Here is a 26,342-nt window from a genome sequence, read left to right on the forward strand (position 1 = left end):
GATGGCTGGTTGGCCATCGCGCTGGTTATTTTATAATCCGCATTTCAGCTGAGCGTTGCAGTTGGTGCAAGTGTTGCAGCCGCCCATTTCTTCTACTGTCCCTTGGCGGCAGACTGGGCATGTGTCGCCCACTTCTGAACCGATGCTGACATTGGTAGAACGGATATCCTGTATGGTATCAACTAGAACGATCGGGCGCTTGCCCGTTTCTTCCGGCTGGTGCTCTTCTTCAAACGTATTGTCTTCAGCTTTCAGAGTTAGAACTTGTGAGTCGCGGCTGCCATCGACGTAAACCGTACCGCCTTTTGCCCCGCCTTTGTAGAGTCGCTCATATACGCCTTCTACTTGTTCAACCGTATAGCCGCGTGGCGCATTGACTGTTTTCGAGATCGATGAATCGATCCAGCGCTGGATGATGCATTGAACATCCGCGTGTGCTTCCGGCGCCAAGTCCATCGATGTCACAAATGCTTTCGGCAAGTTTTCTTCATCCGCTTCCGGATTGTTCTTCAAGTATTCGCTGACGATGTCCGCTTTAACCTCGATAAATTTGCCGAGGCGGCCGCTGCGGTAGTATGTGAATGAATAATAAGGTTCAAGACCCGTTGAAACGCCGACCATTGTACCTGTGGATCCTGTTGGTGCTACCGTCAACAGGTGCGAATTCCGGATGCCTTTTTCAAGGACCGCTTCGCGGACATGTGCTGGCATGTCCTGCATAAACCCAGTTTCCGTAAAGGCTTTGCGCAGTGCTGCCGTTTCATCGTCGGTTTTGCCAACTAGGAACGGGAAGCTGCCGCGCTCTGCAGCCAACTCAGTTGAAACTTCATAGGCCGCAGTAGCGATTGTCTTGAAGATCTCATCAACTAACTCATTGCCTTCCGGTGAACCGTATTCTTTATCGCAGTAAATCAACAAATCAGCAAGTCCCATGACGCCAAGACCGACGCGGCGCTCGCCAAGTGCTTGCACTTTGTTATCTTCCAGGAAGTATGGAGTTGCATCAATCACATTGTCCTGCATGCGGACACCGACGCGAACCGTTTCTTTCAATGCTTCAAAGTCCACTGCCTTTGTTTTCGGATCTGCGAACTGTGCCAAGTTGACCGCAGCCAAGTTGCAGACGGAGTAAGGTGCCAATGGCTGTTCGCCGCAAGGGTTCGTCGCAACAACTTTTTGGCCATATGCAGCCGCATTTGTTTTTTCATTGGCATTATCGATAAAGAAGATGCCGGGTTCAGCTGAATAAGTCGCACAAATATTGACCAAGTTCCATAATTCGCGGGCTTTCATTGTCCGGTAGACGCGCACACCATGACCCATGCGTTCCCACTCACGAACATCGCCGACTTCCTGCCATTGTTCATTGTAGATGGCCATTTCTTCTTTCGAATAAGATTCCACTGCTGGGAAGCGCAAATCGAAATCTTCGTCGTTTTCAACCGCCGTCATGAAATCGCTCGTCAACGTGACTGAAATGTTGGCACCTGTCAAAAATTCTTCGTTATGAACCGAATAAGTTCCGCCATCTCGAAGTTTTGCTTCAGCGTCACGCATAATTTTTTCGTTGAATCCGCCCATTCCAGGAATTGCACGGTAGTTTAGGATGCCTTGATACATGGCATCTTCCTGTTCTGTTAACGGTTTGAATTTTAATTTGTCATGAGCTAATTTCTTGATCGTTTCGTCTTGTGTGTTTTCAATCAAATAGCGCAGGATGCGTGGATTCTGCATTTTGGAGATGATAAATTCGGCAATATCCGGATGCCAGTCTGCCAGCATGATCATTTGCGCACCGCGGCGTGAACCGCCTTGTTCGACAAGATGAGTCAACTTGGCAATGTCATCCAGCCAAGATACCGATCCTGACGATTTGCCGTTGACTCCACGAGCCAATGTGTTGCGCGGACGAAGAGTTGAACCGTTGGTGCCAACTCCGCCTCCGCGGCTCATGATTTCCATGACCTGCTTGCGGTGATCGGAAATGCCTTCGCGTGAGTCTGCAACAAACGGCATTACGTAGCAATTGAAATACGTGACATCCGTGTCAGCGCCCGCTCCGTAAAGCACACGGCCGGCCGGAATGAATTTTAATCCGACCAATTGCTGATAAAATTTTTCAAACCATTCCTGGCGTTTTTCAGAAGTTTTTTCTACAGAAGCAAGGCCTGTTGCATTGCGTTTGGCAATCTGCTCGTAGAACACTTCAAGCGGCTTTTCAATCACGTCGATCGGGCGATTGACAATGCCTGCTTCCTGTTCCTTCGGGTTGTCGATTGCACTTCTGTAATCTTCCTCGATCCAAACTTGTGCTTTATTGGTTTGCTGATCGATGGAAACAATGTAGCCAAGACCGCGGGCTGGGAATTTCGGATCTTCTTTGACAGTCAATACAACAAAATCGCCAGCTTTCAAGGTTTTTTTCTCTGTATCCTTGAATGAATACCGGTCAATCATAACAAGGCGAGATACCCCTTTATGCGTCAAGTTCATATCCGGAGTAACGGCGTGCACTTGCGGAAACGTTTTAATATCTTCGTTTAATGCTTTTGAATTTAATGAGTACTGGGATTGTGTGGCGGAAACCATTGACAATTCCTCCTTTGTGTTATATACGTACATAAATACTATATGTAGTACTAATTTAATTCCCATCATACTATATGTTGAAACGCCTTTTCAATAACAATTTTCTGCTTCAAAACTTCGCCACTTTTAAAAGCTATATATGGCAAGGTTTCCGGCTTTGGAAATCAATAAAATGAGCCAAAAGACACTCAAACACGGAAATTCCATTCGGCATTGGCGTATTTTTTTTCTTCTAAAGCCTTGACATCTGCGAACTGTTGTTCTGACAGCGTATACGGTTCCAACTCGATGGACAATGCCTGTTCAAATCCTTCTTTAAATGCACGAATGCATTCTTCTATAGTGGCCGGCTCCTTGCGAATTGAATTGATCGAGACCGCTTTTTCGGGAATTTTGCTGCGCATCCGCTCTTTCGCCTCTTCGCTCGAAAATTTGAAAACAGACAACAGCTTCTCAACATCCAAATCAAGTAGAATTGCACCATGCTGCAAAATCACGCCTTTTTGGCGCGTTTGTGCACTGCCCGCTACTTTTTTTCCTTCAACAACCATTTCATACCAGCTCGGTGCATCAAAACAAACGGCTGATTTGGGATTTTTCAAATCAGCACGCTTGGCATCTGTATCTGGAACAGAAAAATAAGCATCCAGTCCGAGGTTTTTAAAGCCTTCCAATAAGCCCTCGCTTAATACCCGGTACGCTGCCGTGACCTTTTCTGGCATATCCGGATGGTCTTCACTAACAATAATGCTGTATGTAAGTTCATGTTCATGGAGAACGCCTCTGCCTCCTGTTGGCCTTCGGACAAATCCCAGGCCAAGCCGGTTGACGGCTTCCATATCAATTTCTTTTTCCACTTTTTGAAAATAACCGATCGACAGCGCAGCCGGCTGCCAGCTATAAAAACGGATAACCGGCGGAATAAGCCCCTCGCTATGCCATGTCAGCAAGGCTTCATCGAGGGCCATATTGAAAGAAGGGCTGTTCGCACCTGAATTTACAAAATTCCATTTTGGATATTTCACAAGATCGCCTCCTATTTCCGCTAATTAGTGTAACATTGGCATTGAATATCCGTCATCTCTTCTCTTATAATAAAAGAAGATTAGAAAGGGGCAAGAACATTGGAATTTTTATACATCACGATTGCCATTGTTGTGGCAATCATCATTTACGCGGTGATTATGTATTTCCGCATGAAGAAAGCGGTCACTAACTTGACGCAGGAACAATTTATCGAAGGTTACCGCAGAGCTCAATTGATTGATGTACGCGAGCCAAAAGATTTTGCGGCCGGCCATATTTTAGGAGCACGCAATATTCCACAATCACAATTGCGCCAACGCTATAAGGAAATTCGTTCGGACAAACCCGTTTACTTGTATGACCAGAACGGTGCACGCAGTGGACGCGTCGCCATTTTCCTACAGAAAAAAGGCTACGATCAATTGTTCCAGCTGCAAGGCGGGTTCAAGCAATGGACCGGAAAAATAAAATCGAAAGCCTGAACACTAAACGCCCTTCCACATTTTGGAAGGGCGTTTTTCATCCTATTCCATTTGAAAAGAGGAAGCTCAATGAAACCTGACCTACTTTTTCCACATCAAGCGAACATCCGGGAAACGCTCCCGCATTATTCGGATCTTGCCATTGTCTCCCAAAGCATCCTGAACATGCTTGATGGCCGTTCTGCTGGCTCCTGGATGCACATTGATATAACAGAACCCATTGAGCAATTAAACAGCCATCTGATCGACATGATGGAAAAGCGATTGCTCTCTTACGAAGTGCTGTCTTTTATTTATGAAGCCCGTCCGTTCGGAAAAATCGCCAACGCACCCGACGACTTGTACAGCGGCAATTTGAAAATCCAGGAAAGCTTTGAGAACAAACTGATTTATTTCCCAGAGCACGATGTTGCTATTGCCCAAGTGCCTTTCTACACAGCTTCCGACAACAGCTGGCCGGAGTTTCATTGTTTTGCCAAAACAGTCGATTCGGCTTTTGCCTTCCTGACAGCCATGAATGCATTATTGCGCCAGGTGCTGATGAACAATATTACGTATCTTGTCGACACAGAAGACGGTGTGCATCGTCGCAACTTCGGGGAACACGCCATCGTCGACCGGAAGGATGTCATGCTCTCAGATTCCGTCAAACAAGACATCTTCCGCTCGATTGATGAATTTTTCAAAGCGGATGGCCAGTTTTTTCGAGATTACGGCGTTCCTTACAAACGCGGCATCCTACTGTATGGTTCGCCAGGCAATGGCAAGACCACATTGGTGAAGTCCATCACCGGTTCTACAGAAGCCCCTGTCGTCTATTGGCAGATCACTGAGTTCACTAACAGCTACACCATTCAGGAGGTCTTCGGCATTGTCTCGAGGCTCGCTCCAGCCATTCTGGTAATCGAGGACATTGACTCGATGCCGGACTTTACCCGCTCCGTTTTCTTGAACACGCTGGACGGCACACAATCACGTGAAGGGCTGTTTGTCATCGGCACCACCAATTACCCTGAGAAAATCGATCCGGCCTTGATCAACCGCGCCGGCCGCTTTGACCGCGCTTATGAAATTCCGGCGCCGTCCAAATCGCTGCGCGAGAAGTATTTGCGGAAACTTGATATCAAACACATTTTTTCAGATGCAGAACTTGCCAACATGGCCAAGCTGACAAAAGGGCTGTCGATTTCACAGCTGAACGAACTGTACATGTCTTCGGCCTTGAATTGGCATTATGAAGGAGATTCCGGCTATGCCAAACGCATCACGGAATTGCAGAAGCAAAACAAACGGGCAGAGAAAAACGATTGGGAAGATCCAGAACTGTCGATCGGGTTTTACTGAACGACAAAAAGGGCGTGGAAGCCAAATAGCTTCCGCGCCCTGAGCTTGTAGACAAAAGAATAGTTACCCGACCAAATGAATAAAATCTCGTTTGGTCGGGTTTTATACGGAATCCTGCGCTTCAGGCGGACGCTTTCGGGCCCACAGGATGTGGGTCATGCAGCAGGCGCGACAGGACGTCGCGGTGCCGGCTGCCGTGGACGAAGCGCTGAGCCTCCTCGTCGCAAGCTCCTGCGGGGTCTCCTTCATGTCGCTTCACTGCTCCAGCAGGAGTCGCCGCCTTGCGCTCTGAATTCTTGCATGAAGTGAGGAACAGGCTTCTCTCTTTGATTGGAACCACACGCTCCCAAACGGGCTGGCCACGCAGACTCCTGTGGGACAGCGAAAGCTGAAGACCCCGCAGGAACGAAAGTGACGATGAGGCTGAAGCTGAGCCCACGGAAAGCGAAGTGGCCGGACCGGTTGGGGTTATGCACGGCTATTCATTTTGGTAAGCCTTGTCTACACTCTGAGGGCGGGGAAGCCGAATGGCTTCCGCGCCCTTTTAGGTTATTCGCCTTTGTAATAGCGAAGTACCGGTTTACGTGCCGCTTTTGTTTCATCTAAACGGCTGATCACTGTGGTATGTGGTGCATTTTGAACGATTTCTGGATTTTCTTCCACTTCTTTGGCAATCTGAATCATTGCATCAATGAACGCATCCAAGGTTTCTTTGGATTCTGTTTCGGTCGGCTCGATCATCATGCCTTCTTCCACATTCAACGGGAAGTAAATCGTTGGCGGGTGATAGCCAAAGTCGAGCAGGCGTTTCGCCATATCCAATGTACGGACACCCAATTTTTTCTGACGGCGGCCGCTCAAAACAAACTCATGCTTGCAATGGCGGTCATACGGCAAATCAAAATGCGGCTGCAGTCTGCGCATCATGTAATTGGCGTTTAGTACTGCATATTCGGTTACCGCTTTTAGACCATCCGGCCCCATGGAACGGATATACGTATAGGCGCGAACGTTAATGCCAAAGTTGCCGTAGAAAGGCTTCACACGGCCGATTGATTCTGGACGATCATAGTCAAACGTATAAACGTCTTCATTTTTTACCAATACCGGTTTCGGCAAATAAGGCAGAAGATCATTTTTCACGCCGACTGGACCAGATCCAGGTCCGCCGCCGCCGTGAGGTCCCGTGAAAGTTTTGTGCAAGTTCAAGTGAACCACGTCAAAGCCCATGTCTCCTGGACGCGCTTTAGACATCACTGCGTTCAAGTTCGCGCCGTCATAATACAACTTGCCGCCAACTTCATGAATGATGGCTGCCATTTCCAGAATCTGTTCTTCAAACAAGCCCAACGTATTTGGATTTGTCAGCATCAACGCTGCAGTATCGTCTCCCACAACTCGCTTCAAGTCTTCCAAATCGACAAGTCCCTGATCGCTTGATTTTACCGTTACGGTTTCAAAGCCGGCAACTGTTGCTGACGCCGGGTTGGTGCCGTGCGCCGAATCTGGAACAATGACTTTCGTACGCTTCATATCGCCACGTGCTTCGTGGTAGGCGCGGATCATCATCAATCCCGTCCATTCCCCATGTGCACCTGCAGCAGGCTGCAATGTGACTTCATCCATGCCGGTAATTTCTTTCAGGTGTTCCTGCAGGTCAAATAACAGCGCAAGAGCTCCCTGAACGGTTTTTTCATCCTGCAGCGGATGAATATTTGCAAATCCCGGGTACCGCGCAACGGTTTCATTGATTTTCGGATTGTATTTCATCGTACATGAACCGAGCGGATAGAATCCGGAATCCACACCATGGTTGCGGTTGGATAAGGCCGTGTAATGGCGCATAATATCAAGTTCCGATACTTCAGGCAGTTCAGCTGCTTCTGTACGGATTAAATCATTCGGCAATAGCTCGCTCAAATCAACTTTCGGCACGTCAAGAGTCGGCAGGCTGTAGCCAACGCGGCCTTCTTTCGTCAATTCAAAAATTAGCGCTTGGTTGTCTTTATGCATGAGTAGCACCCGCTTCCTTTACTGTTGCAGCCATTTCCTGCACAAATGCATCGATTTCTTCTTTGGTCCGCTGTTCTGTGACCGCGATCAGCATATGGCCAGCGAACTCGTCATAGCTCAACCCCAGGTCATAGCCGCCAATGATGTTATGTTCAAACAAACGATCATTTAATTGCTTGACCGGTTCTTCTGTTTTCACAACGATTTCATTGAAATGGGCGCCTTCGAATGCAATTTCAAGGCCAGCACCTTTTAGCTGCTGTTTCATATAATGTGTTTTGACGATATTTTGTTTGGCAATTTCCTGCGTGCCGACTTTGCCGAGTGCCGTCATGGCAACTGATGCCGCCAGCGCATTTAAGGCTTGGTTCGAGCAAATATTGGAAGTCGCTTTGTCGCGGCGAATGTGCTGTTCGCGCGCCTGCAACGTCAATACAAATCCGCGGCGGCCTTCTTCATCCGTCGTTTCGCCGACTAAGCGGCCTGGTACTTTGCGCATCAGTTTTTTCGTTACGGCAAAATATCCGCAATGAGGTCCGCCGTATGCTTCCGGAATACCGAATGGCTGGGCATCGCCTACTGTGATATCGGCTCCAAGCTGGCCTGGAGACGTCAATGCACCAAGTGCCAACGGGTTGGAAGAAACAGACAATAACGCACCGGCTTCGTGGACGATCGGCTCGATTTCTTTCAAGTTTTCCACCTGTCCAAAGAAGTTCGGATACTGGATCATAACAGTCGCGACGTTTTCATCCATCATGCCTTTTAGAGCGTCCAAATCTGTATGGCCGTCTTTCAATGGGATTTCAATGACTTCAATAGATTGTCCAAGGGCATACGTGCGGACGACATCACGGGATTCCGGGTGAACGGCACGCGATACTAGAATTTTTTTGCGTTTTGTGTGGCCAGCTGCAAGCATTCCGGCTTCGGCAAGCGCCGTGCCGCCGTCATACATAGAAGAGTTGGCAATATCCATGCCCGTCAATTCACTGATCATCGTTTGGAATTCAAAAATAGCCTGCAATTCACCTTGAGAGATTTCCGGTTGATATGGGGTATAAGCCGTATAAAACTCAGAACGCGAAATCACGTGATCCACGATAATTGGCTTGTAATGGTCGTAGACACCCGCTCCAAGGAATGATGCATAACGGTTGGTGTCGGCATTTAGGGCTGCAAGCTGCGCCAATTCTTTTGTCAATGAAGACTCGGATTTGGCAGGTTTGATGTTGTATTCGCCTTTAAAACGGACTTTTTCCGGAATATCCGAAAACAACTCATCGATTGAGTTGATGCCGATCGTTTCCAGCATTTCTTTTTCGTCTTGTGACGTCATTGGTAAATAGCGATGCTTCATGGAGTGCTGTCCCCTTTTCAAGTTAAATTTAGTTGGATCGCTTGTAAAATGGCGTTTCTACTGTTTTCGCTTTTAATCGTTTGCTGCGAATTTCAACTTCCAATTCAATACCCATTTCTGCAAATTCACTTGAAACCAAAGCCAGCCCAATATTTTTCTTCAAGGTTGGCGATTGTGTGCCTGTTGTCACTTCTCCAACTTTTTGATCTCCGACGTATACCGGATAGCCATGGCGCGGAATGCCTTTATCGATCATTTCAATGCCCACCAGTTTCCGTGGAACTCCTGCTTCTTTTTGGTCAATTAAGGCTTGTTTGCCAAAGAAACTCTGTTCTTTTTTCAGTTTAACGACAAAATTGATGCCGGCTTCCAAAGGTGTAATGTCTTTTGACAGCTCCTGGCCGTACAAAGCAAGGCAAGCTTCAAAACGCAAGGTATCACGCGCGCCGAGACCTACAGGCACGACACCTTCCGGTTTGCCTTCGGCTAAAATTTTGTCCCAAAGTATTGTTAGTGCTTCAGGCGCTGCATATAGTTCGAACCCGTTCTCTCCTGTATAGCCCGTCCGGGACAGGATAACGGTTTGGCCAGCCACTTGAACATCGTGCTTAAAACGGAAAGGCTTGATGCTTGAAAGATCTTCAGCTGTCAGTCGCTGAAGCACCGTTTCAGACAAAGGACCTTGCAATGCCAATAAACCATAGCGGTCAGAAGCGTTGTCCAATGTCACATCGTCTTTTTTGGCGCGTTCCATCCATTTAAAGTCTTTTTCAATATTGGAAGCGTTGACGACCAGTAAATAATGCTCGTCTGCTAGTTTATAGACCAATAGGTCATCCACTGTGCCGCCGTCTTCGTAGCACATGGCTGTATACTGCGCTTGGCCATCTTGAATTTTGGACACATCATTTGTTAGGAGATGCTGAAGGTAGTCTAAACTGCCCGCTCCTGTGACAAAAATTTCACCCATATGAGAAACATCAAAAAGCCCCGCTTTTGTTCTGACTGCTTCATGCTCTTCTTTAATACTTGAAAATTGAACCGGCAGTTCCCATCCACCAAAATCGATGGTTTTGCCGCCATACTGTGAATACGTTTCAAAAAGAGGTGTACGCTTTAACTGTGCCAATGATTTTCCTCCTCATTCATCAAACTCCTTCCGGCCAGCACAATGTACTGAGACACGAAAAAAGGACAGAGACTTCCCTTAAAAGGGAAATCTCTGTCCTGGAACCTGAAAGTTTACCATAATGGCTTTCCTCTTTGGTAGCTGCCATGCAGCATTCTCCAGAGATGCGTCCTATACGAGTCTTTTTGCCTGAGAGATTCATGACTTTTGTCATTTGCTCCTTCGGCGACGCATTTGCGTTCTCTCCCCGTACAATCATCCGCCCAAATCAAAAATGATTGGTCCAAACCGTTATACAGAATAGTATAACTTTGAATATATCCTAACATTGTTCAAGAGGAAGCGCAATCTTTTTTCTTTAAAAGGACAAAAGACGAACAAAATGATTAATTAAAATCATTTCATTCGCCTTTTAGTCGATTCACTTGAAAAGCTGCATATTGGGTAATTTGCCGCAATGTCCGAAATTCCGTACGGATGGTAATATGTGCAGTTTGTTTATAGTCCCGGTAGCGGGATTTGTGCAGCGCTTCAATTTCCTCACGACTGGATTTGCGGACGATTGGCCGATTCGGATCACGGTGAATCCGTCGCCAGATTTCACGGAAAGGTGCATCCAAAAACAGTACCAGTCCCGTGTTCCTCATAATCCGCTGGTTTGCTTTTCGCATGGTAACACCGCCACCAGTTGAAATAATGCAGTGATCGTTTTTAAAATTTTGCAAAAACTGTGTTTCCAAGTCCCGAAAATATGCTTCGCCATGCTGCTCGAAAATTTCAGGAATCGTTTTCCCTGTCTGCCGGACAATCTCTTTGTCCATGTCATAGAAGGGTAGTTTTAGCAGAAAGCTCAACCTTCTGCCGACTGCGCTTTTGCCGCAGCCCATGAATCCAATCAAATATATTCTGTTCATCCTACCCACCCGATACTTACCCCTACTCAGGTATTTTTTTTTTGCTCAATATCCTTCAGTAGTTGTATCGTAGCATGTCTGTGCATATTTTCCAAACCATCATATGTTTTATATTGGATTGCATAATGCGCCAGCATGTGAGAGAACAGCATTAAAGCGGACAAGAAAAAGACGATCGCAACAGGATAAATTGCACCTTTTTCATTCTTAAGGCTGCGTAAAAGCATATTCTGCCTCTTCCAAACTGCCGGTAGTGAATTCAGTACGGACCCTCAGCGTATTGCCAACGAGTGAAAAGCTACATAACTTTACCCGAGTCAACATCACCTCATGGCCTCTACTGCCTTTTTGTTTGCGAATCATATCCGTATACAGTTCAATATCGTATTCCACTCCCATCTGAACAACGCGGATTCCAGTGCCTCCATTTATGATTTCAAGCGAGTCGCTATTGGTCAAATAGCTTTGCAAGTCCACAGTAAACAGTTGCCATTCCGCTTTTTGTGGATCCAAGTCTTCTGTAAAGCTTGCAGCAAAACCGAAAAACAATATAATCAGCGGCAACAGCGTCATCAACACCAGCAAATCGAAGATGGCTGTCAAAAACGAAAAACCTTTTTCATCGCGGACTAATTGGCGCATACCCGCACACGGTCTCCTTGGTAGTCTGCATATTCAACACATAATTGATCGGCCAATTGCCAATTGTAGACAGTGCCATTAACTGTGCGATGCCCACTGGCAGTTTCTGTTGAACTGATTTGACGTGCGGCTTCGTGCAAGGTTTCATAAGCACTGACGCGCTCTTTCTTTGCATGAAGGCTTTGCTGCACACTGAGCATGACCGGCAGCAGACTGCCGAAAATGACGAAGACCATGAACAGGCTTACCATTGTTTCCGCCCAAGACACTCCTCTCTCATTCAGAAAACACCACCCTCCCTCCCCCTAAATGGACGACCAATGTTTTTTCTCCACTGCTGGTCGCAAAACGGAACGTACCAGACTCAACGACCGAGCCGTTTGAATTGAAATACACCTCGTTTAAGTTGCTGGTTTTTTTCAGTGACACCGTTTTCGGAAGTTCACGTGACAATACCACAGATTGCAAATCAGTAAAAACTTCATAAGTACCTTTGGTTTCCCGAAAAACAACTTTTGCGGTTTTCTGTAAAGAATAGCTTTGGCTTTGTGCAAAATAGATATCTTGCTTGAGAAGTTCGAAAAAACGCTGTTCTTCTTTTGCGCTGGCAAAGGTCTGGTAACTCGGGATTGCTATAGCGATGATGGTCATCAGCACAACGAGTACCAACAGCATTTCTAGCAGCGTAAACCCCCACTCTTTTACGACGATTTTGTGGATGTTACTACTCCATCAACCGAAATATTCACCACATCGCCATTTGGACATTCTGTTTCTCCAGTTTTCAGATACCCTTCGGTCACTAAATCAGCCAAGGTTGGCACAGCTTTCAAATCCATCCGATAAGATTCAACTTGGCCTTGTACCATGTGCACAAATGCTTTACAGCCTTTTTCATCAACAGCTGATGACTGTTTCGTGACATTCGGAATGGCAATGGCAATCAGTACGGTGATGATAAGCATAACAATCAACATTTCAATCAATGTAAATCCTTTTTGACTTTTTAAAAAGCGCATCGTTTTCCTCCTCAAATGGTATGGACTAAGTTATACATCGGCAGCAAAATGGCGAGATATGCACCGACGATGCAAACGGCGATCATAATAAAAAAACTAGGTTGAATGATCCTCAGCAATTGCTGAGTCTGCTGTTCAATTCGCTCCATCAGCACTTCGCTGTAAAGAATCAATTCTTTCCCGAGATATCCGGTCACTTCTCCGTGATGGACAAAAGCCGGCATGTCCCTCGAAACAAATGAAAAACGTTCGAGAGATGCAGAAAATGATTGGCCCAGCATCAATTCTTCATGAGACTGACGAGTCATGAACTGAATCACTTTGTGATAATTTTGGCGCTGCAACAGATCGAGCGACTCCTGCATGGATATTCCACTATGCAGCAAGGTGCCGAGTTCACGTGCCAACAAATGCGACCAGTACAGCTTCATAAAGCCGCGCAGAACCGGAACGGCCAGCAGCCAATTGATTTGCTGCTGAATCGCCTGTTTTTTCAGCAAAATCCTGAAAACATATGCCGATACCGCAAAAAGGATAAAAAATGCGATAAAGAAGTCTGGCAGACTGAGTAAATAAGCCGGAATCCCACTGCCTTCTTCGCCAGGCTGAAGCGTCTCCATCATTTCTGTTAAGCTCGGCACATAGCTGGTGCGGAAAAACAAAAAAAGAATAGAAGTGAAAATCAACAAGGATACAGGATAGATCAAAATATTTTTCAGCTTTTTCTGAACTTGTTCGGTCCGTGCAAAACTTTTAGCAATGCTGTCAATCGATTCCGGCAGCCGCCCATGATATTCCGCAATTTCCACTGGAAACAGCACATGGTCTTTAAATCCTAAATACTTCAGAATTTCAGCAGCATTTCCGCCGCTCTTTAAAATGACCGTGATGCCGTTCGTTGCTTCTTTCAACCTGGAAGTATGCATAGGCAGCAATAAATTTAAGGCAACCGGCAGCAGATACCCTTCTTTCATCAAAACGGCCAGACGCGTCAGAAATTGTTCACGGTCACGAAGATGGATGTTGGCTGAGCGCATAGGAAGCTTGAATCGCACCAATCTTCACTCCTTCCCGGACCTGTCCGGAAAATGACAGCTCTTCTGGCAGCGTATAAGGTTTTTTCAAACTTGCCGACTGAAGAGCATTTTCCAGTCGTTCGCCGTCCAGAATTTCAAAGAGCGCACGATAACAGGATTCAGACTGGCTGATATCAGAAAACATCGGAATGATCCGCTGGGCTGAAACCGCAATAAGTGTTTGCGACATATCTTCAAAGGAAACGCCTAAATCATGCAGCCGGTGCAGGCAGCCGACAGAATGCCTGGCATGGATCGTTGAAAAAACCAGATGCCCGGTCAAGGCTGCCCGCACAGCAATTTGGGCGGTTTCCGAATCTCGGATTTCTCCGATCATAATAATATCCGGATCGTGCCGGAGAATCGCTTTTAAACCACTGGCGTAACTGAGTCCTGCCTTTTCATTAACCTGGATTTGCAGAATCGACTGGTTTTTCCGTTCGACAGGATCTTCGAGGGTGATAATATTGCGGTTCAGTTTTTCCGCACAATGTTTCAGCAGCGAATAAAGTGTCGTCGATTTGCCGCAGCCTGTCGGTCCTGTTAAAAGAATAAGGCCCTGAGAGGCTTCGGATAGTTTCTCTAACAGCCGGGCTGAGTCACGAAAAGCAGCCAGCTGGTGCAAGGACTCTGCGGTATTGTCCGGCATAATTCGAATAACAATGCTTTCCTTTGTTAAGACAGATGGCAGAGTCGAAATTCGAAAGTAATGGGATCGTTCGTTAATGGGAAGCTGAAATGAACCGGTTTGGGGTTTTCTCTTTTCACTCATGTCTAAAAGGGATAGGTATTTGAAGTAGGCGATCATGCGATCACCCAGATCCAAGGGGAGTTGGGTTACTTGCCGCAAGTTTTGAAACGAGCGGTACGAAACGGTGTAGCAGGATGGTTCGGGTTTGATGTGGATGTCTGTCGTGCCATTTTTTGCCGCGTCGTGCAGAAGGTCAACACAGCGGCGCTCAATAATCGATTGCATATCCACCTCCTGTTTTGCTGTAAACAGAGGCTGCAACTCTGTTCACACATAGTATAACCGGCTCTTTTTCAGAAAGGAATATTTTTTGCCAAAATAAAATTTTGAAACGCCTATAGCTGCCAAATTCTATTTTTGATAAGCTTTTACTTTATCCGTGACTCGGGATTTTTGCATCAACAAATAACCGTACACCTGTTTGTCACAAAGAAAGATGAACTCGCTGTTTACACATTCACTCTATTTCCTATATAATAAATAAGAGATTATTGTGTTGTGGCAAAGGAGGGATTACCCATGAATAATATGTTCAAGTTAATGGGATGGTGGACTGGTATATTTGCAGTTCTCTTTTATGTAGGCGATATGGTTGAAGTATCATTATTAATGGTCGCTAACACCGGATTTTTTGTTCTTCTTGGATTCTTAAATGTTTCTGAACGCATGTATATGTATATTTTTGGCGCCTATCTGACAGTGTTCTTCGTAGGCTTCACTTATTACACTACATTTATCCACGTTCCTGGTGCGGGACACTAATCAATACAAATAAAAAACAAAAGGTGCATGGGATTTTTCCCGTGCGCCTTTTGTTTTCGGTTCTACCCATTTTTAAAATCCGTTAAGGAACGGATTGCTGTTTTTCTCTTGCTCAGGGGTCGTTTCTGGACCATGTCCCGGGTAAAGAATCATATGTTCAGGAAGCGTCAGCAGCGAGTCGTGGATGGACTGCAACAGCTTCTTCTCAGAACCGTCAATCAGGTCTGTACGGCCAATGCTGCCGCGGAACAGTGTATCCCCAACAATCGCGAAGCCTTCGTTGCCAAATGAAAAACTGATACTCCCCGGAGAATGTCCTGGCGTGTGCAAAATGTCCATCTGGAAAGAGCCGATCTTCAAACTCTTTTCATCCGTTAACAACACGTCCGCATCTCTAACCCGGTAATCCGGCAAATCTGCATACTTTCCTGAGCCGTTCAAATTCGGCTTGCTTAGCCAATCTTTCTCCAAGTGGTGCAGATAAACGGGAATCGAATAGCGTTCCCGGACATCGTCTACTGCGCCAATGTGGTCAAAATGAGCATGTGTTAAAAGAATCGCGATTGGCTTTAAGTTTTTCTTTTTCAGCAGCGCATGGATTTTGCTGCTTTCTTCCCCCGGATCGAAAATTAAGCACTCTTTTTGATCGTCCGAAATAATGTAACAGTTGGTCTGGACAGGTCCCAGCTCCAGTTGATCGATTTTCAGCATCCTATTCACCTCCATACGATTATATCATGCCGCGCTTTTCAGGACTGTCAACAGACTGACACTTTTTGTCCTCGACAAAAGTGAGGAATTTCTTTACAATATAAAGAGAACAAAGCGGCACTGGCTGTTTAAGTTGAAGGGAGTGTCATTCGATGAGTTGGATGTTAATGGTTATTTTTGGACTTACTGCAGTTCTTGCGGCAATCGGCACTGTTCAAACGCTAAAGAATAAAGAAGTCCTCGGCTTTCTTTTTAACTTTGGAACGTTTGTAATTTTCGGCGCCTTCACTGTTGCAACTATTATTACACACGGTTATCCACCGGGCTTACATTAATTCGGAAAAAGCTGATGCAGTTAATTGCATCAGCTTTTTTTATGCCATAAAAAAAGAGAGGGCGCTCTGTGCGCGCTCTCCTCATTGTTCTAATTCGGCTTCAGGAATCGTCGTCAATTGGCCATCTTCTTCATTGTAAAAGCGCAGCAAGTCGCCGTTGATGATCGACTCGGAGTATTCTAGTTCGGTAAATGCCTGTTCGATATAAGGCACACACAACTCTTCCTCAGTCGGTTCGCCGGTTTCCTTATCATAGCAAACATTTCCTGCGTAAACCACTTCATCAGTTACAAAACGCCCATCGCGAAAAGCCACAAATTCCTCATGTTCCTCTGAGAATAAATCGCCGCCAAAGCCAATGTCTTTTGACGTATCGATGCCCATCAAGTTCATAATGGTCGGACGCATATCAATTTGTCCACCGACTTCATCGTTGACGTGCCCTTCGCCATAGCCAGGAATGTGGACAAAGAACGGAACTTTCTGCAGTTCAGCAGAGGTAAAGTCAGTTACTTCTTCACCCAAATACTGTGACATGGCTTCGTTATGGTTTTCTGAAATTCCGTAATGGTCACCGTACATGACGATAATTGAATTTTCATACAGTCCTTTTGCTTTTAACTCGTCAAAAAAGACTTCAAGTGATTCATCCAAATAGCGCGATGTTTGGAAATACCGGTTCAAGGTTCCTGAAGTTGAATCGAATTCAGGAATCGATTTGTCTTCTTCATCCAGTGTGAATGGATGATGATTGGTCAGCGTCAGCAAACGGCTGTAAAAAGGCTGCTCCATTTCCGTCATATGGTCCACAGATTGCTCCAGAAACGGAATATCCTTCATCCCCCAGTTGACTGTTTCGCCTTCACCGATTTCAAAACTTTCGATATCATAAAATTCGTCAATATTCATTGACTCGTACATGATGTCACGATTCCAGAAGCTCTTTGTATTGGCATGCTGAACGTTTGTCGTGTAGCCACTGTTGCCAAGGCTTTCTGCCATCGAATTATAAGTATTCCCGCTATGCGTAAAGAATACCGCTCCACCGCTCAAAGGATAAAGAGAATTTTCAAGGAGGAACTCTGAATCCGATGTTTTGCCTAATCCGGTTTGGTGATAGAAATTTTCAAAATAGATGGTGTCTTCGTCTTCAGTCAAGGAGTTCAGGAATGGCGTAATCGTTTGCCCATTCATTTCGCCATTGATTGTAAAACTTTGCAGCGATTCCAACGTGACGACAATCAAGTTGCGGCCTTCTGCGATTCCCTTCATATCTTCTGAAGGTTCAATCTGATTGGCACGAACGTAGTTATTGGCTTCAACCAATTCCGAACCATCAGCCAATGCACGCTGTGCTTGTGATTTAGATTGAATATAAACATCGTAAAGATGATAATTGTACATCCCCAAGTTTTTCACCAGCATTTCACGGTCAAAGCTTCGCGTCAAAAGCTGCGGCCGTTCTGCTTCTGCCAGCCCCAAGTTAAAGAACAAGACGGCGAGTGCCAGAATATAGTAAGCCTTGCGTTGTACCGAGGAAGAAACAGCGGCGACCGATTTTACCTTGATAAATTTGATCGCCACTAAAATAATCACTACGTCTGAAAAATACAGCAAATCTGTCCAGAAAATACTGGCTGCTGCACTTGAACCCAAATCACCGAAATTTTCGGTTTGGAAAAGGACCGGCAATGTAATAAAATCACTGAAAAAGCGATAAAATGCTACATTTCCATATAGCACAATTGATGTGACAACTGCTACTCCAATTAAATAGCGATTCTTTGCTTTCTCGCTCTTAAGAAACAGCGAAATCCCATAGATAAATAACAACATGCTCAGCGGGTTGATGAACAAAATAAATTCCTGCAGTAAGTTGTCGATTGTGATTGAAAAACTGGTTTTGTAAACAATGTATGTTTTCAGCCATGTGGCGATGATAGCAATTGCTAAGATTGTGTATGTTGGCCATTCTTTTTTCAGCATATCCGGCCCCCTCCTTATTCACTAATCTAATTTATTCTATAATATTTTATGTTAACAGCAAGTTCGTTACAAGCACTACTTCCCTGTTTTAAAAGAAAAAGCCTGTGCTATTATTCTTTTGTACCGAGGCACGCCAGAACAACCTAGTATAAAAGTATTTTATTCGTATACAAAGTGTTTACCCTCATTTTTGACGAACAAAAACAAAATAAGTTTCGCTAACCTAATTTATTTTTTATGATATTCTGATTTTTTTTGGCGGAGAATAAGCAGTGCTGTTGCGTATTCTTTGGGAGAAATAAATTGCAGCCGATACAGTTCTTTTACTTCGTCTTCCATCAAATCCAAGTCTGCATTAAAGTCTGCCGTGTAAATAATTGTGCCATAGCGCTTCAGCAATTGCATGACATCGTATAATGTTTTCATTTGCCCACCACCCCTGTTTTGATAAAACCGGATTCTGTATAAATGCCTTGGACAGGCAAGTCATGTGCTTCTACTGGAACTTCTTTTACAATTTGGCATTCAAAAGCCAAGGATCTTGTAATGCCTTTGTAGTTCGCCAAAAAGCGATCGTAATAGCCTCCACCAAAGCCAATTCGATAGCCTTGCTTAGAAAATACCACACCCGGCACAATCAATAAATCGATGGCGCTTGGTTGTATGTATAGCGTTTCGGAAACAATCGGTTCTTGCAGTTTCATATATACGACTTCCAACTGGTCCACGCTGTCGATCAACCGAAAATCCATGCCCCGAGTTGAAGGATCACATTTTGGAACAGCGACTTTCTTTCCTGCTGCCCAACACGCCTCAAGCAATCCAAACGTATCTACTTCCGGGAACGCAGACAGGGTGATCCCAATAGTATCCGCTTTCAAAAAAACTGGATCTTCCATTAGCAACTCAACGATTCTGTCGGACTTGGTTCTGTATTCTTCTAAAGTCATCTTGTTGAGCAAACTGAGTATTCGCTTACGCTGCATTATTTTATCCATATTAGCACCTGCTCCTTTGCAAAGAAAAAAGCCAAAACCTCAGGAGGTTTTGGCAATCAAGGAATTACTTCGTTTCACGGTGTACTGTCATTTTCTTTTCACGTGAGCAATATTTTTTCATTTCAAGACGCTCAGGGTTGTTGCGCTTATTTTTAACAGTGCTGTAGTTACGTTCGCTACATTCTGTACAAGCTAAAGTGATGTTAACACGCATCGGTATCCCTCCTAATTCTTTCAAAGATCGTTTGTAAATAAGCGTGATCTATACGACTTAATTATTATAGCATATTCTGTCATAAAGTCTACTGTAAAAATCCAATTAATTGAACCTTTCTTAATTTAAAAAAATGCCAAGAGTTTTCACTCCCGGCATTTCTCATTCACTCTAAAAGCGGGAGAAATGCAAATCCTGCAAATAGAGATTCTTGCTTACTTATTTAAGTCGTAATGCTGGCCGCGCACCAAGTAAAACAATTGTTCCGCGATATTGGTCGCATGATCTGCAGAACGCTCCATATAGCGGCTAATAAACGCCAATTGCGTAATCTGGCTGAGACGGTCTGGATTTTCTCCGCCTGCAAACATCAGCTTGCGGATTACATCGCCATACAATTCGTCCACTTGGTCATCCAGCTCGGCAATTTCTTTGGCTTTAACTACATCTTCTTCAACAAATGCATCAATAACTTGACTAAGCATGGCAACCGCCAGCTTTTGCATCTGTTGAATTTGCATGATCTGCGGCAACAACTCCTGGTTGCCGATGCGGATAGTTTCCTTAGCGATATTAACCGCATAGTCGCCTACACGTTCCATATCCGATGCCACTTTAATGGTGACAATCAGGCGCCGTAAATCCGTGGCAACCGGAGACTGCTTAGCGATCAATAAAATCACTCGGTCGTTAAGGAATTCTTCCAGCTGATTGATGTCTTTATCGTCTTCAATGACTTCAAGCGCTTCATCCACATCCTGATTCACTAGAGCTTCCATTGATTTATTCAAGGCAGTGACTGCCATTGTGCTTAATTCAATTAATTGTTCTTGCACAGAATTTAGTTCGATTTCAAATTTCTCGCGTACAGACAAAAATTCCGCCTCCTTTTCCCTTAACCGAATCGGCCAGAAATGTAATCTTCCGTCCGTTTGTCGGAAGGGTTTGAAAAAATGGTATCGGTATGGTCAAACTCCACCACTTCTCCATTCAAGAAGAACGCGGTTTTATCTGAAATCCGTGCTGCTTGTTGCATGTTGTGCGTAACGATGATAATGCTGTAATCTTTTTTCAGTTCCTGGACCAATTCTTCCACTTTTAATGTTGAAATAGGATCCAATGCCGATGTCGGTTCATCCATTAAGATGACGTCCGGCTCAATCGCCAGTGCGCGCGCGATACAAATACGCTGCTGCTGTCCGCCGGAAATGCTGTAGGCATTTTCGTTAAGTCGATCTTTTACTTCATCCCAAATAGCTGCTCCACGCAAACTTTTCTCTACAATTTCATCAAGAATTTTCTTGTTTTTGATGCCGTGAATACGCGGGCCATATGCTACGTTGTCATAAATGGATTTCGGGAACGGATTTGGCTTTTGAAAAACCATGCCGACACGCGTACGAAGTTCTTCTACTCCGTAATCCTGATCGAAGATATTGCGTCCACGATAAAGGATTTCTCCGGACGTCTTAACGGAAGTTACCAACTCAACCATACGGTTCAATGTTTTGATGTACGTTGATTTACCACATCCTGAAGGTCCGATAATTGCCGTAACTTCGTTTTCCATAATTTCCAGATCAATATTTTTCAAGGCATGGTTGCTGCCATACCAGAGGTTAAGCTGCTTGGTCTCATAAACTGCCTTTTTTGCTGTTTGGTCTGGCGTTGTGCCAGACTCGGATTTATTTGTAATAATAGTTGTCATTTGTAGAACCCCTTCCACATAATTTGCGTTTAGTAGCGTTTATCGAACTTGTTGCGGATGATAACGGCAATCGAATTCATGAACAGCAAAACTGCCATCAAAACGATAATTCCGGCTGCGGCCACAGCTTGGAACTCTTGCTGTGGACGGCTTGACCAATCGTAGATTTGCATTGGCAAAGCAGTGAATGTATCCATAACGCCTGCTGGCAAAAACTGAATGATGACGGGTACACCAATAACGATCAATGGTGCTGTTTCCCCGATAGCACGTGACAGAGCCAAAATGCTTCCCGTCAAGATTCCTGGAATCGCTGCCGGCAATATGATGTTGACAATGGTTTGCCATTTAGTGGCACCCATCCCGTAAGAAGCATCGCGAAGTTCACCTGGAACTGCACGAATCGCTTCCTGTGCGGCAACGATAATAACTGGCAAGATCAACAAGCTCATTGTAAATCCTGCTGCTAAAATACTGTTGCCTAATGCCATCGCACGAACGAAAATGGTTAATCCAAGCAATCCGAATACAACAGATGGAACGCCCGCTAAGTTCGAGATGTTCATGCGAATAAAGTTAGTGATGCGATTTTGTTTTGCGTATTCTTCCAAATAAATTGCTGATCCGACACCCAGGATGATCGATGTTGGCGCGACGACCATCATCAGCCAAAGCGAACCAACTAGGGCCGCTTTAATGCCTGCCTGGTCCGGGAAACGTGAAGCAAAGCTATTTAGGAATTCAAAAGATAAATTTCCTGCTCCTTGCGATACAATCCGGAAAAGTAAAACGACCAATGCCAATAGAGCCAGTAAAGTAGCAGCAAGAAAGATGTATTTGAAAATGGCGTTGGCAATCAACCTGCCATTCATCCGTTTAACCACTGTTTGTTGTTCAATATATCTCATATTAGTATTCCTCCCTGAAACGTTTGGATACGTAGCCGGCAAGGATGTTCATAGCCATGGTAAAGAGGAAAAGCGTAAATCCTACCGCGTATATGGAGTAGTAAATTGTTGTGCCATATCCAGCATCCCCTTTTGATACCTGAACAATATAAGCTGTCATTGTCTGAATTGAACCGGTAAAATCTCCGTCGAACCTTGGCGTTGATCCTGCAGCAAGTGATACGATCATAGTTTCACCAATTGCTCTTGATACCGCCAAAACGACTGATGCTACAATTCCTGAAAGTGCAGCAGGTATCGTAATTTTCCAAGCCACTTCAAACTTAGTCGACCCCATTGCCAAAGCACCTTCACGAATGCTTTTTGGCACAGAAGACATGGCGTCTTCAGATAACGAAGCAATCATCGGAATGATCATGATACCAACAACAATACCAGGAGAAATTGCATTGAAAATTTTAATATCCGGATAAATTGCTTGAAGAACCGGCGTAACAAACGTTAAAGCAAAGAACCCATAAACAATTGTTGGTACACCTGCCAATATTTCAAGAATTGGCTTTATAACACGCCGAACATTCTCGCTTGCATATTCACTCAAGTAAATTGCAGCTGAAATACCGATTGGAACAGCTACGACGACTGCAATTGCCGTTATTTTCAGCGTACCAATGATTAATGGCCAAATACCAAACTGAGCTTCATTAGTAGAGAATGGCAACCAAGTGGTTCCTGTAATAAAGTCAAAGAACGGTACACGTGTAAAGAATGTGATAGTTTCAAATATTAATGTTAAAACAATCCCGATAGATGTCAAAACCGAAACAGAAGCAATCAAAAATAAAATAATTGGAATAATTTTTTCGATTATTTTTTTGTTCTTCCTGCCCTTCGACTGCGCGATCATTTCCTGCACAGATTGCCGCATATAGAATCCCCTTTCAACCGCAAAAGGTGAGCAGTGGCTGCTCACCCTTAGACTGGACTAAACTGTTCGTTATTTTTATTCTTTTAACGCTTCAAGATCTGCTAAACCAGCATCATAATCTTCTTCATTCAAAGCTACATAGCCCACTGCTTCTGCCATTTCACCTGAATTTTCAATTGTGTATTGCATGAAATCATATACTGCTTCATTTTCAGCAATTGATGAGTTTTTGCCATAAACGAACAGTGGACGTGATAATGGTGCATACTCGCCAGACTCGATTGTTTCATCATTTGGCTCAATTCCATCGATTGATACCAATTTCAACGTATCCTGGTTAGCAATATAGTAAGCATAACCGAAGAATCCGATTGCGTTAGCATCTCCCTGAAGTCCTTGAACTAACGTGTTGTCATCTTCTGAAAGTGTAGCTGAGCTGACAATGTCTTCATCTTCTAGAATGACTTCGTTAAAGTAATCATAAGTACCTGAAGCTGTTCCTGGTGCGTAGAAGACAATTTCTTCTTCCGGCCATTCTGGATCGATGTCAGACCACATTTTCGTCGTGCCATCTTCTACCCAAAGCTGCTTCAATTGATCAACTGTCAGGTTGTCAACAAAGTCATTTTCCTGATTGACGACAACTGACAAACCGTCATAAGCCAAAAGGAATTCTGTATATTCGATTCCTGCTTCTTCAAGTGCTGCAATTTCTTCTTCCTCTATAGGACGAGAAGCATTTGAGAAATCAGTTTCACCAGCTACAAATTTTTCGAAGCCTCCGCCTGTACCGGAAACACCTACTGTAACTTGAACATCTGGCTGAGCTCCAGCATATTCTTCAACGATTCCTTCAAGAATTGGTGCTACGGTAGAAGATCCATCACCAATTACAGAACCTTCAACTGCTGCTGCTTCATCTCCAGCAGTGCCTGAACCTGTTTCTTCTGATTCAGTACCGGTGTCATCTGTGCCGCCACATGCACCAAGAATTAAAGCCGAACCAAGAATTGTAGACGCCATTGCAAATTTCCAATTTCTCATTACGTTATTTCCCCCTAGAATTTATGTTTGTTTTGTTTACATTCCCTACTATAAACGGTATTTGTTGAGGACATATAAAGGCAATGTTAAGAAATTGTAAACGGATTTTTCTTGCATACAAAAAGCCCCAGAACAAGGTTCTCATGCTGAGAACTTTGTTTTGGGGCCAGGGTTTACTCGCCTTCGACTACAACAGAGTCGCTATATGGCTCTTTTATTAAGTTGGAAGCTGAGTCTGCTTCTTTATTTTTCAATTCAAAGTATTTATCAGCTGCTGCACGGGCAATCTCGTTATTGGCTCGTGGAACATTCTCTGGATCCGTTGTGACATACGGAATCACCACAGCATATGCGATTTCCGGATTGTCATAAGGGGCGTAGCCAACATGTGCGATGTTAATGGCGTATTGGCCATTCATTTCATGGTCTTTTTCAAAGAAATACACTTCGGCAGTACCGGTCTTCCCGGCAGCTGTGTATGGGGCATCGCTGAATTGCGCACGTGCGGATCCAGAACTTCCGATATACACATTGCGCATCCCAGTCTGAACTTGATCAATTTCTTCTTGTGTATTGTTAATGCGATTCAGAATCTTCGGCTCTACAATCGTTTCAATCGGTCCAAGCGATTCTCCGTCTCTGGAAGCAGCACGAATTTCCTTGACTACATGCGGCTCCATGCGGTATCCATCGTTGGCAATCGTAGAAATATACTGCGCTAGTTGAAGCGGTGTATACGTGTCAAACTGGCCGATAGCCAAATCGAGCAGCATGGAACCCGGAACGGTGCCGCCCAGATAGCCTGTCGCCTCATTGGGCAAATCGATGCCCGTTTGAACGCCAAGGCCAAATTGCGCAAATGAATTCCGCATCACATCAAAGCTTTCTGGCGCTACATACAAGCCCCGATTGTACTGATATTCTGCACCTGCAATTTTCATCGCAATTTTAAACATATAAACGTTGGAAGATCGCTCAATTGCCATCGTATCGGACATTGGAATTCGGTTGAATAATTGCGTATTGAAAATTGAATTTTTTTGCGCAGTACCGGCAAATTTTAAGGGCTCGTCTATTTGAACTTCATTCAACTCGACGGCATCCTCAGCGTAGCCAGTCAACAAGGTTGCACCTTTAACAGTAGAGCCCATTTCGTGAGACGCTGTAAATGTGCCGAATGCATAATCGTTGATCACTCTCTTGCCGTCTTCATCTTCACCAAGCCGTTTTCCTACCATAGAAAGAACTTCTCCAGTTTGCGGATCCATCATGACTAGGTAAGCATCTTTTACTAATCTCGAACTTGGGCCAGCTTTTAACTCCAGCAACTTATTTTCAACAATTTTTTCCAGCTCGCTCTGCAATTCGCTGTCAATAGAAAGAACCAGATCTTTTCCAGCTTCTCCTTCGTCTACAGGAAGCGTTTCAATAACACTTCCTCTGCCGTCTGTAATATTTTTGACGACTGATTTTTGGCCTTGCAGCACTTCTTCATATTGCTGTTCCAAGAAACTCGTGCCAACACGATCATTGCGTGAATAATCCCGTGCTAAATAGTAATCAAGCCTGTTCGCCGGGATTCCCGTTTCCGGGGTTGTGGTGCTTCCCAGTATCGTCAAATCGCTCGATTTGACCCGTTTCCAATCGGTTACCGTATTAACGCCTTTCAGATTGGGATCCGTTAACCGCTCTGAAACACGTGCAAACTCTTCATCTGTCACGCCATCATTCTTAATCATCTGAGGGGCTAAGGCATAACCGGATGTCATTTCACGGTAGATCGCTAAAATTTCCAGATCTTCCGCACTTAAACTGGCCAATTCTTCATCGGTAATCTTGTCTCGAACCAATGCATCCAGCTTTCGCTGCTTTTCCGTCTCAGTTGTATCTTCTGCAGCGATTGCAGCTTTTTCTTCATCTGTCACTTTTTCGCTGGCACTTTCACCATTTAATTGTATATAAAAATCCTGTTTGTCCCTAAGCGTCACTTTGTCAGTGTCTTTTTCGATCAAACTGGCCAATTCTGTAGCCACTTTCAACATTTCTTCTCTTTTGGTCGTTTGCATTGCGGTATACGTAATGGCATTTACCGGCGTGTTGTCGACCTGAATCCGTCCTTCACTGTCAAAAATGCGCCCTCTGGGCACGCTAGTGTTGACAGGAACTTCTTCTGTTCTCGCTATCGCACGCGCATAGTCTTCACCTTTAACAATTTGGAGAAAACCTAAACGCAAAATCAGAACAGAGAATAAGAGGAAAATCGTGAAAAAGAGGATATTCATCCGAAAGACAGTGTTAGACTGCAGTTTCACTCGCGCAAGCGAAACACGTCTTTTTTGAGGTGGTTTCATGGGGGATTTGCTCCTTTCGCAAAAAAATATCCACTTATCAGTATATCATCAC

28 protein-coding genes and 1 riboswitch are annotated in these 26,342 nt (G+C 44.7%); of the genes, 4 read left to right on the top strand and 24 right to left on the bottom strand.

Annotated elements, in window-relative coordinates; genetic code table 11:
- Nucleotides 1-30: 30 nt before the first annotated feature.
- Both AC4EG4_RS07280 and AC4EG4_RS07285 read right to left on the bottom strand, forming a co-directional pair.
- Complete coding sequence (locus AC4EG4_RS07280; RefSeq protein WP_490978610.1) at nt 31-2,589, bottom strand: vitamin B12-dependent ribonucleotide reductase; 2,559 nt, start codon at nt 2,587-2,589, stop codon at nt 31-33.
- Nucleotides 2,590-2,777: 188 nt separating this feature from the next.
- Nucleotides 2,778-3,614, bottom strand: coding sequence for a lipoate--protein ligase family protein (locus AC4EG4_RS07285; RefSeq protein ID WP_490987414.1), 837 nt, complete (start codon nt 3,612-3,614; stop codon nt 2,778-2,780).
- Between the two features lie 99 nt (nt 3,615-3,713).
- On the opposite strand from AC4EG4_RS07285, the gene AC4EG4_RS07290 reads away from it, so the two are divergent.
- Nucleotides 3,714-4,097, top strand: a complete 384-nt coding sequence (locus tag AC4EG4_RS07290) for a rhodanese-like domain-containing protein (protein WP_490978612.1) — start codon at nt 3,714-3,716, stop codon at nt 4,095-4,097.
- 69 nt (nt 4,098-4,166) lie between these two features.
- Nucleotides 4,167-5,441, top strand: coding sequence for an AAA family ATPase (locus AC4EG4_RS07295; protein ID WP_490987415.1), 1,275 nt, complete (start codon nt 4,167-4,169; stop codon nt 5,439-5,441).
- 549 nt (nt 5,442-5,990) lie between these two features.
- Here the strand turns inward: AC4EG4_RS07295 and gcvPB are convergent.
- The 11 genes from gcvPB to comGA form a co-directional block, all read right to left on the bottom strand.
- Nucleotides 5,991-7,454 carry an aminomethyl-transferring glycine dehydrogenase subunit GcvPB gene (gene gcvPB / locus AC4EG4_RS07300; protein WP_490987416.1) on the bottom strand — a complete coding sequence of 488 codons (1,464 nt, stop codon included), beginning with the start codon at nt 7,452-7,454 and terminating at the stop codon, nt 5,991-5,993.
- Nucleotides 7,447-8,814 carry an aminomethyl-transferring glycine dehydrogenase subunit GcvPA gene (gene gcvPA / locus AC4EG4_RS07305; protein WP_490987417.1) on the bottom strand — a complete coding sequence of 456 codons (1,368 nt, stop codon included), beginning with the start codon at nt 8,812-8,814 and terminating at the stop codon, nt 7,447-7,449. The genes gcvPB and gcvPA overlap by 8 nt, the downstream gene beginning before the upstream one ends.
- 28 nt (nt 8,815-8,842) lie before the next feature.
- Nucleotides 8,843-9,943, bottom strand: a complete 1,101-nt coding sequence (gene gcvT / locus AC4EG4_RS07310) for a glycine cleavage system aminomethyltransferase GcvT (RefSeq protein WP_490987418.1) — start codon at nt 9,941-9,943, stop codon at nt 8,843-8,845.
- 167 nt (nt 9,944-10,110) lie between these two features.
- Nucleotides 10,111-10,202: riboswitch (glycine riboswitch) on the bottom strand.
- A 142-nt stretch (nt 10,203-10,344) separates the two neighbouring features.
- On the bottom strand, nt 10,345-10,857 hold the full coding sequence (locus AC4EG4_RS07315; protein ID WP_490978618.1) for a shikimate kinase: 513 nt from the start codon (nt 10,855-10,857) through the stop codon (nt 10,345-10,347).
- A gap of 26 nt (nt 10,858-10,883) precedes the next feature.
- Nucleotides 10,884-11,084 carry a hypothetical protein gene (locus tag AC4EG4_RS07320; RefSeq protein WP_490978619.1) on the bottom strand — a complete coding sequence of 67 codons (201 nt, stop codon included), beginning with the start codon at nt 11,082-11,084 and terminating at the stop codon, nt 10,884-10,886.
- Entirely contained in the window at nt 11,065-11,499 is a 435-nt protein-coding gene (gene comGF, locus AC4EG4_RS07325; RefSeq protein ID WP_490978620.1) for a competence type IV pilus minor pilin ComGF, read from the bottom strand. Before comGF ends, AC4EG4_RS07320 begins: the two co-directional genes overlap by 20 nt.
- The gene (locus AC4EG4_RS07330) at nt 11,487-11,768 is read right to left on the bottom strand and encodes a hypothetical protein (RefSeq protein WP_490978621.1); all 282 of its coding nucleotides are present in this window, start codon (nt 11,766-11,768) and stop codon (nt 11,487-11,489) included. The genes comGF and AC4EG4_RS07330 overlap by 13 nt, the downstream gene beginning before the upstream one ends.
- 7 nt (nt 11,769-11,775) lie before the next feature.
- Nucleotides 11,776-12,219 carry a competence type IV pilus minor pilin ComGD gene (gene comGD, locus AC4EG4_RS07335; RefSeq protein ID WP_490978956.1) on the bottom strand — a complete coding sequence of 148 codons (444 nt, stop codon included), beginning with the start codon at nt 12,217-12,219 and terminating at the stop codon, nt 11,776-11,778.
- Nucleotides 12,201-12,518: a competence type IV pilus major pilin ComGC gene (comGC, locus tag AC4EG4_RS07340; protein ID WP_490978622.1), complete on the bottom strand. Its 318-nt coding sequence runs from the start codon at nt 12,516-12,518 to the stop codon at nt 12,201-12,203. Before comGC ends, comGD begins: the two co-directional genes overlap by 19 nt.
- Before the next feature lie 11 nt (nt 12,519-12,529).
- Complete coding sequence (gene comGB, locus AC4EG4_RS07345) at nt 12,530-13,573, bottom strand: competence type IV pilus assembly protein ComGB (RefSeq protein WP_490987419.1); 1,044 nt, start codon at nt 13,571-13,573, stop codon at nt 12,530-12,532.
- A complete protein-coding gene (gene comGA, locus AC4EG4_RS07350; RefSeq protein WP_490987420.1) occupies nt 13,527-14,570 on the bottom strand; it encodes a competence type IV pilus ATPase ComGA in 1,044 nt (347 codons plus the stop codon). The genes comGB and comGA overlap by 47 nt, the downstream gene beginning before the upstream one ends.
- A 294-nt stretch (nt 14,571-14,864) precedes the next feature.
- Here comGA and AC4EG4_RS07355 point away from each other — a divergent pair, with 294 nt between their 5' ends.
- Entirely contained in the window at nt 14,865-15,107 is a 243-nt protein-coding gene (locus tag AC4EG4_RS07355) for a DUF2626 domain-containing protein (protein ID WP_490978625.1), read from the top strand.
- Between the two features lie 72 nt (nt 15,108-15,179).
- Here AC4EG4_RS07355 and AC4EG4_RS07360 read toward each other — a convergent pair whose 3' ends face one another.
- Entirely contained in the window at nt 15,180-15,818 is a 639-nt protein-coding gene (locus AC4EG4_RS07360; RefSeq protein ID WP_490978626.1) for an MBL fold metallo-hydrolase, read from the bottom strand.
- A 152-nt stretch (nt 15,819-15,970) separates the two neighbouring features.
- Here AC4EG4_RS07360 and AC4EG4_RS07365 point away from each other — a divergent pair, with 152 nt between their 5' ends.
- On the top strand, nt 15,971-16,153 hold the full coding sequence (locus tag AC4EG4_RS07365) for a DUF2759 domain-containing protein (protein ID WP_490978627.1): 183 nt from the start codon (nt 15,971-15,973) through the stop codon (nt 16,151-16,153).
- Between the two features lie 81 nt (nt 16,154-16,234).
- Here the strand turns inward: AC4EG4_RS07365 and AC4EG4_RS07370 are convergent, their stop codons facing one another.
- The 10 genes from AC4EG4_RS07370 to AC4EG4_RS07415 all read right to left on the bottom strand — a co-directional run bounded on the left by AC4EG4_RS07370 (nt 16,235) and on the right by AC4EG4_RS07415 (nt 26,290).
- On the bottom strand, nt 16,235-18,139 hold the full coding sequence (locus tag AC4EG4_RS07370) for an LTA synthase family protein (protein ID WP_490987421.1): 1,905 nt from the start codon (nt 18,137-18,139) through the stop codon (nt 16,235-16,237).
- Nucleotides 18,140-18,367: 228 nt separating this feature from the next.
- Nucleotides 18,368-18,565: a YqgQ family protein gene (locus AC4EG4_RS07375; RefSeq protein WP_490987422.1), complete on the bottom strand. Its 198-nt coding sequence runs from the start codon at nt 18,563-18,565 to the stop codon at nt 18,368-18,370.
- Nucleotides 18,562-19,137 carry a 5-formyltetrahydrofolate cyclo-ligase gene (locus AC4EG4_RS07380; RefSeq protein ID WP_490987423.1) on the bottom strand — a complete coding sequence of 192 codons (576 nt, stop codon included), beginning with the start codon at nt 19,135-19,137 and terminating at the stop codon, nt 18,562-18,564. Before AC4EG4_RS07380 ends, AC4EG4_RS07375 begins: the two co-directional genes overlap by 4 nt.
- A gap of 64 nt (nt 19,138-19,201) precedes the next feature.
- Entirely contained in the window at nt 19,202-19,351 is a 150-nt protein-coding gene (gene rpmG, locus AC4EG4_RS07385; protein WP_006830468.1) for a 50S ribosomal protein L33, read from the bottom strand.
- Between the two features lie 215 nt (nt 19,352-19,566).
- Complete coding sequence (gene phoU / locus AC4EG4_RS07390) at nt 19,567-20,226, bottom strand: phosphate signaling complex protein PhoU (protein ID WP_490978631.1); 660 nt, start codon at nt 20,224-20,226, stop codon at nt 19,567-19,569.
- 20 nt (nt 20,227-20,246) lie between these two features.
- Nucleotides 20,247-21,059 (bottom strand): phosphate ABC transporter ATP-binding protein PstB, encoded by an 813-nt coding sequence (pstB, locus tag AC4EG4_RS07395; RefSeq protein ID WP_490978632.1) that lies wholly within the window; start codon nt 21,057-21,059, stop codon nt 20,247-20,249.
- 29 nt (nt 21,060-21,088) lie between these two features.
- Nucleotides 21,089-21,967, bottom strand: coding sequence for a phosphate ABC transporter permease PstA (gene pstA, locus AC4EG4_RS07400; RefSeq protein WP_490978633.1), 879 nt, complete (start codon nt 21,965-21,967; stop codon nt 21,089-21,091).
- A gap of 1 nt (nt 21,968) precedes the next feature.
- Nucleotides 21,969-22,895, bottom strand: a complete 927-nt coding sequence (pstC, locus tag AC4EG4_RS07405; RefSeq protein WP_490987424.1) for a phosphate ABC transporter permease subunit PstC — start codon at nt 22,893-22,895, stop codon at nt 21,969-21,971.
- Nucleotides 22,896-22,970: 75 nt separating this feature from the next.
- A complete protein-coding gene (locus AC4EG4_RS07410; protein ID WP_490978635.1) occupies nt 22,971-23,939 on the bottom strand; it encodes a PstS family phosphate ABC transporter substrate-binding protein in 969 nt (322 codons plus the stop codon).
- Nucleotides 23,940-24,112: 173 nt separating this feature from the next.
- On the bottom strand, nt 24,113-26,290 hold the full coding sequence (locus tag AC4EG4_RS07415; RefSeq protein WP_490987425.1) for a peptidoglycan D,D-transpeptidase FtsI family protein: 2,178 nt from the start codon (nt 26,288-26,290) through the stop codon (nt 24,113-24,115).
- Between the last annotated feature and the right edge of the window lie 52 nt (nt 26,291-26,342).

This window comes from Planococcus sp. TJ-201 (assembly GCF_058268495.1).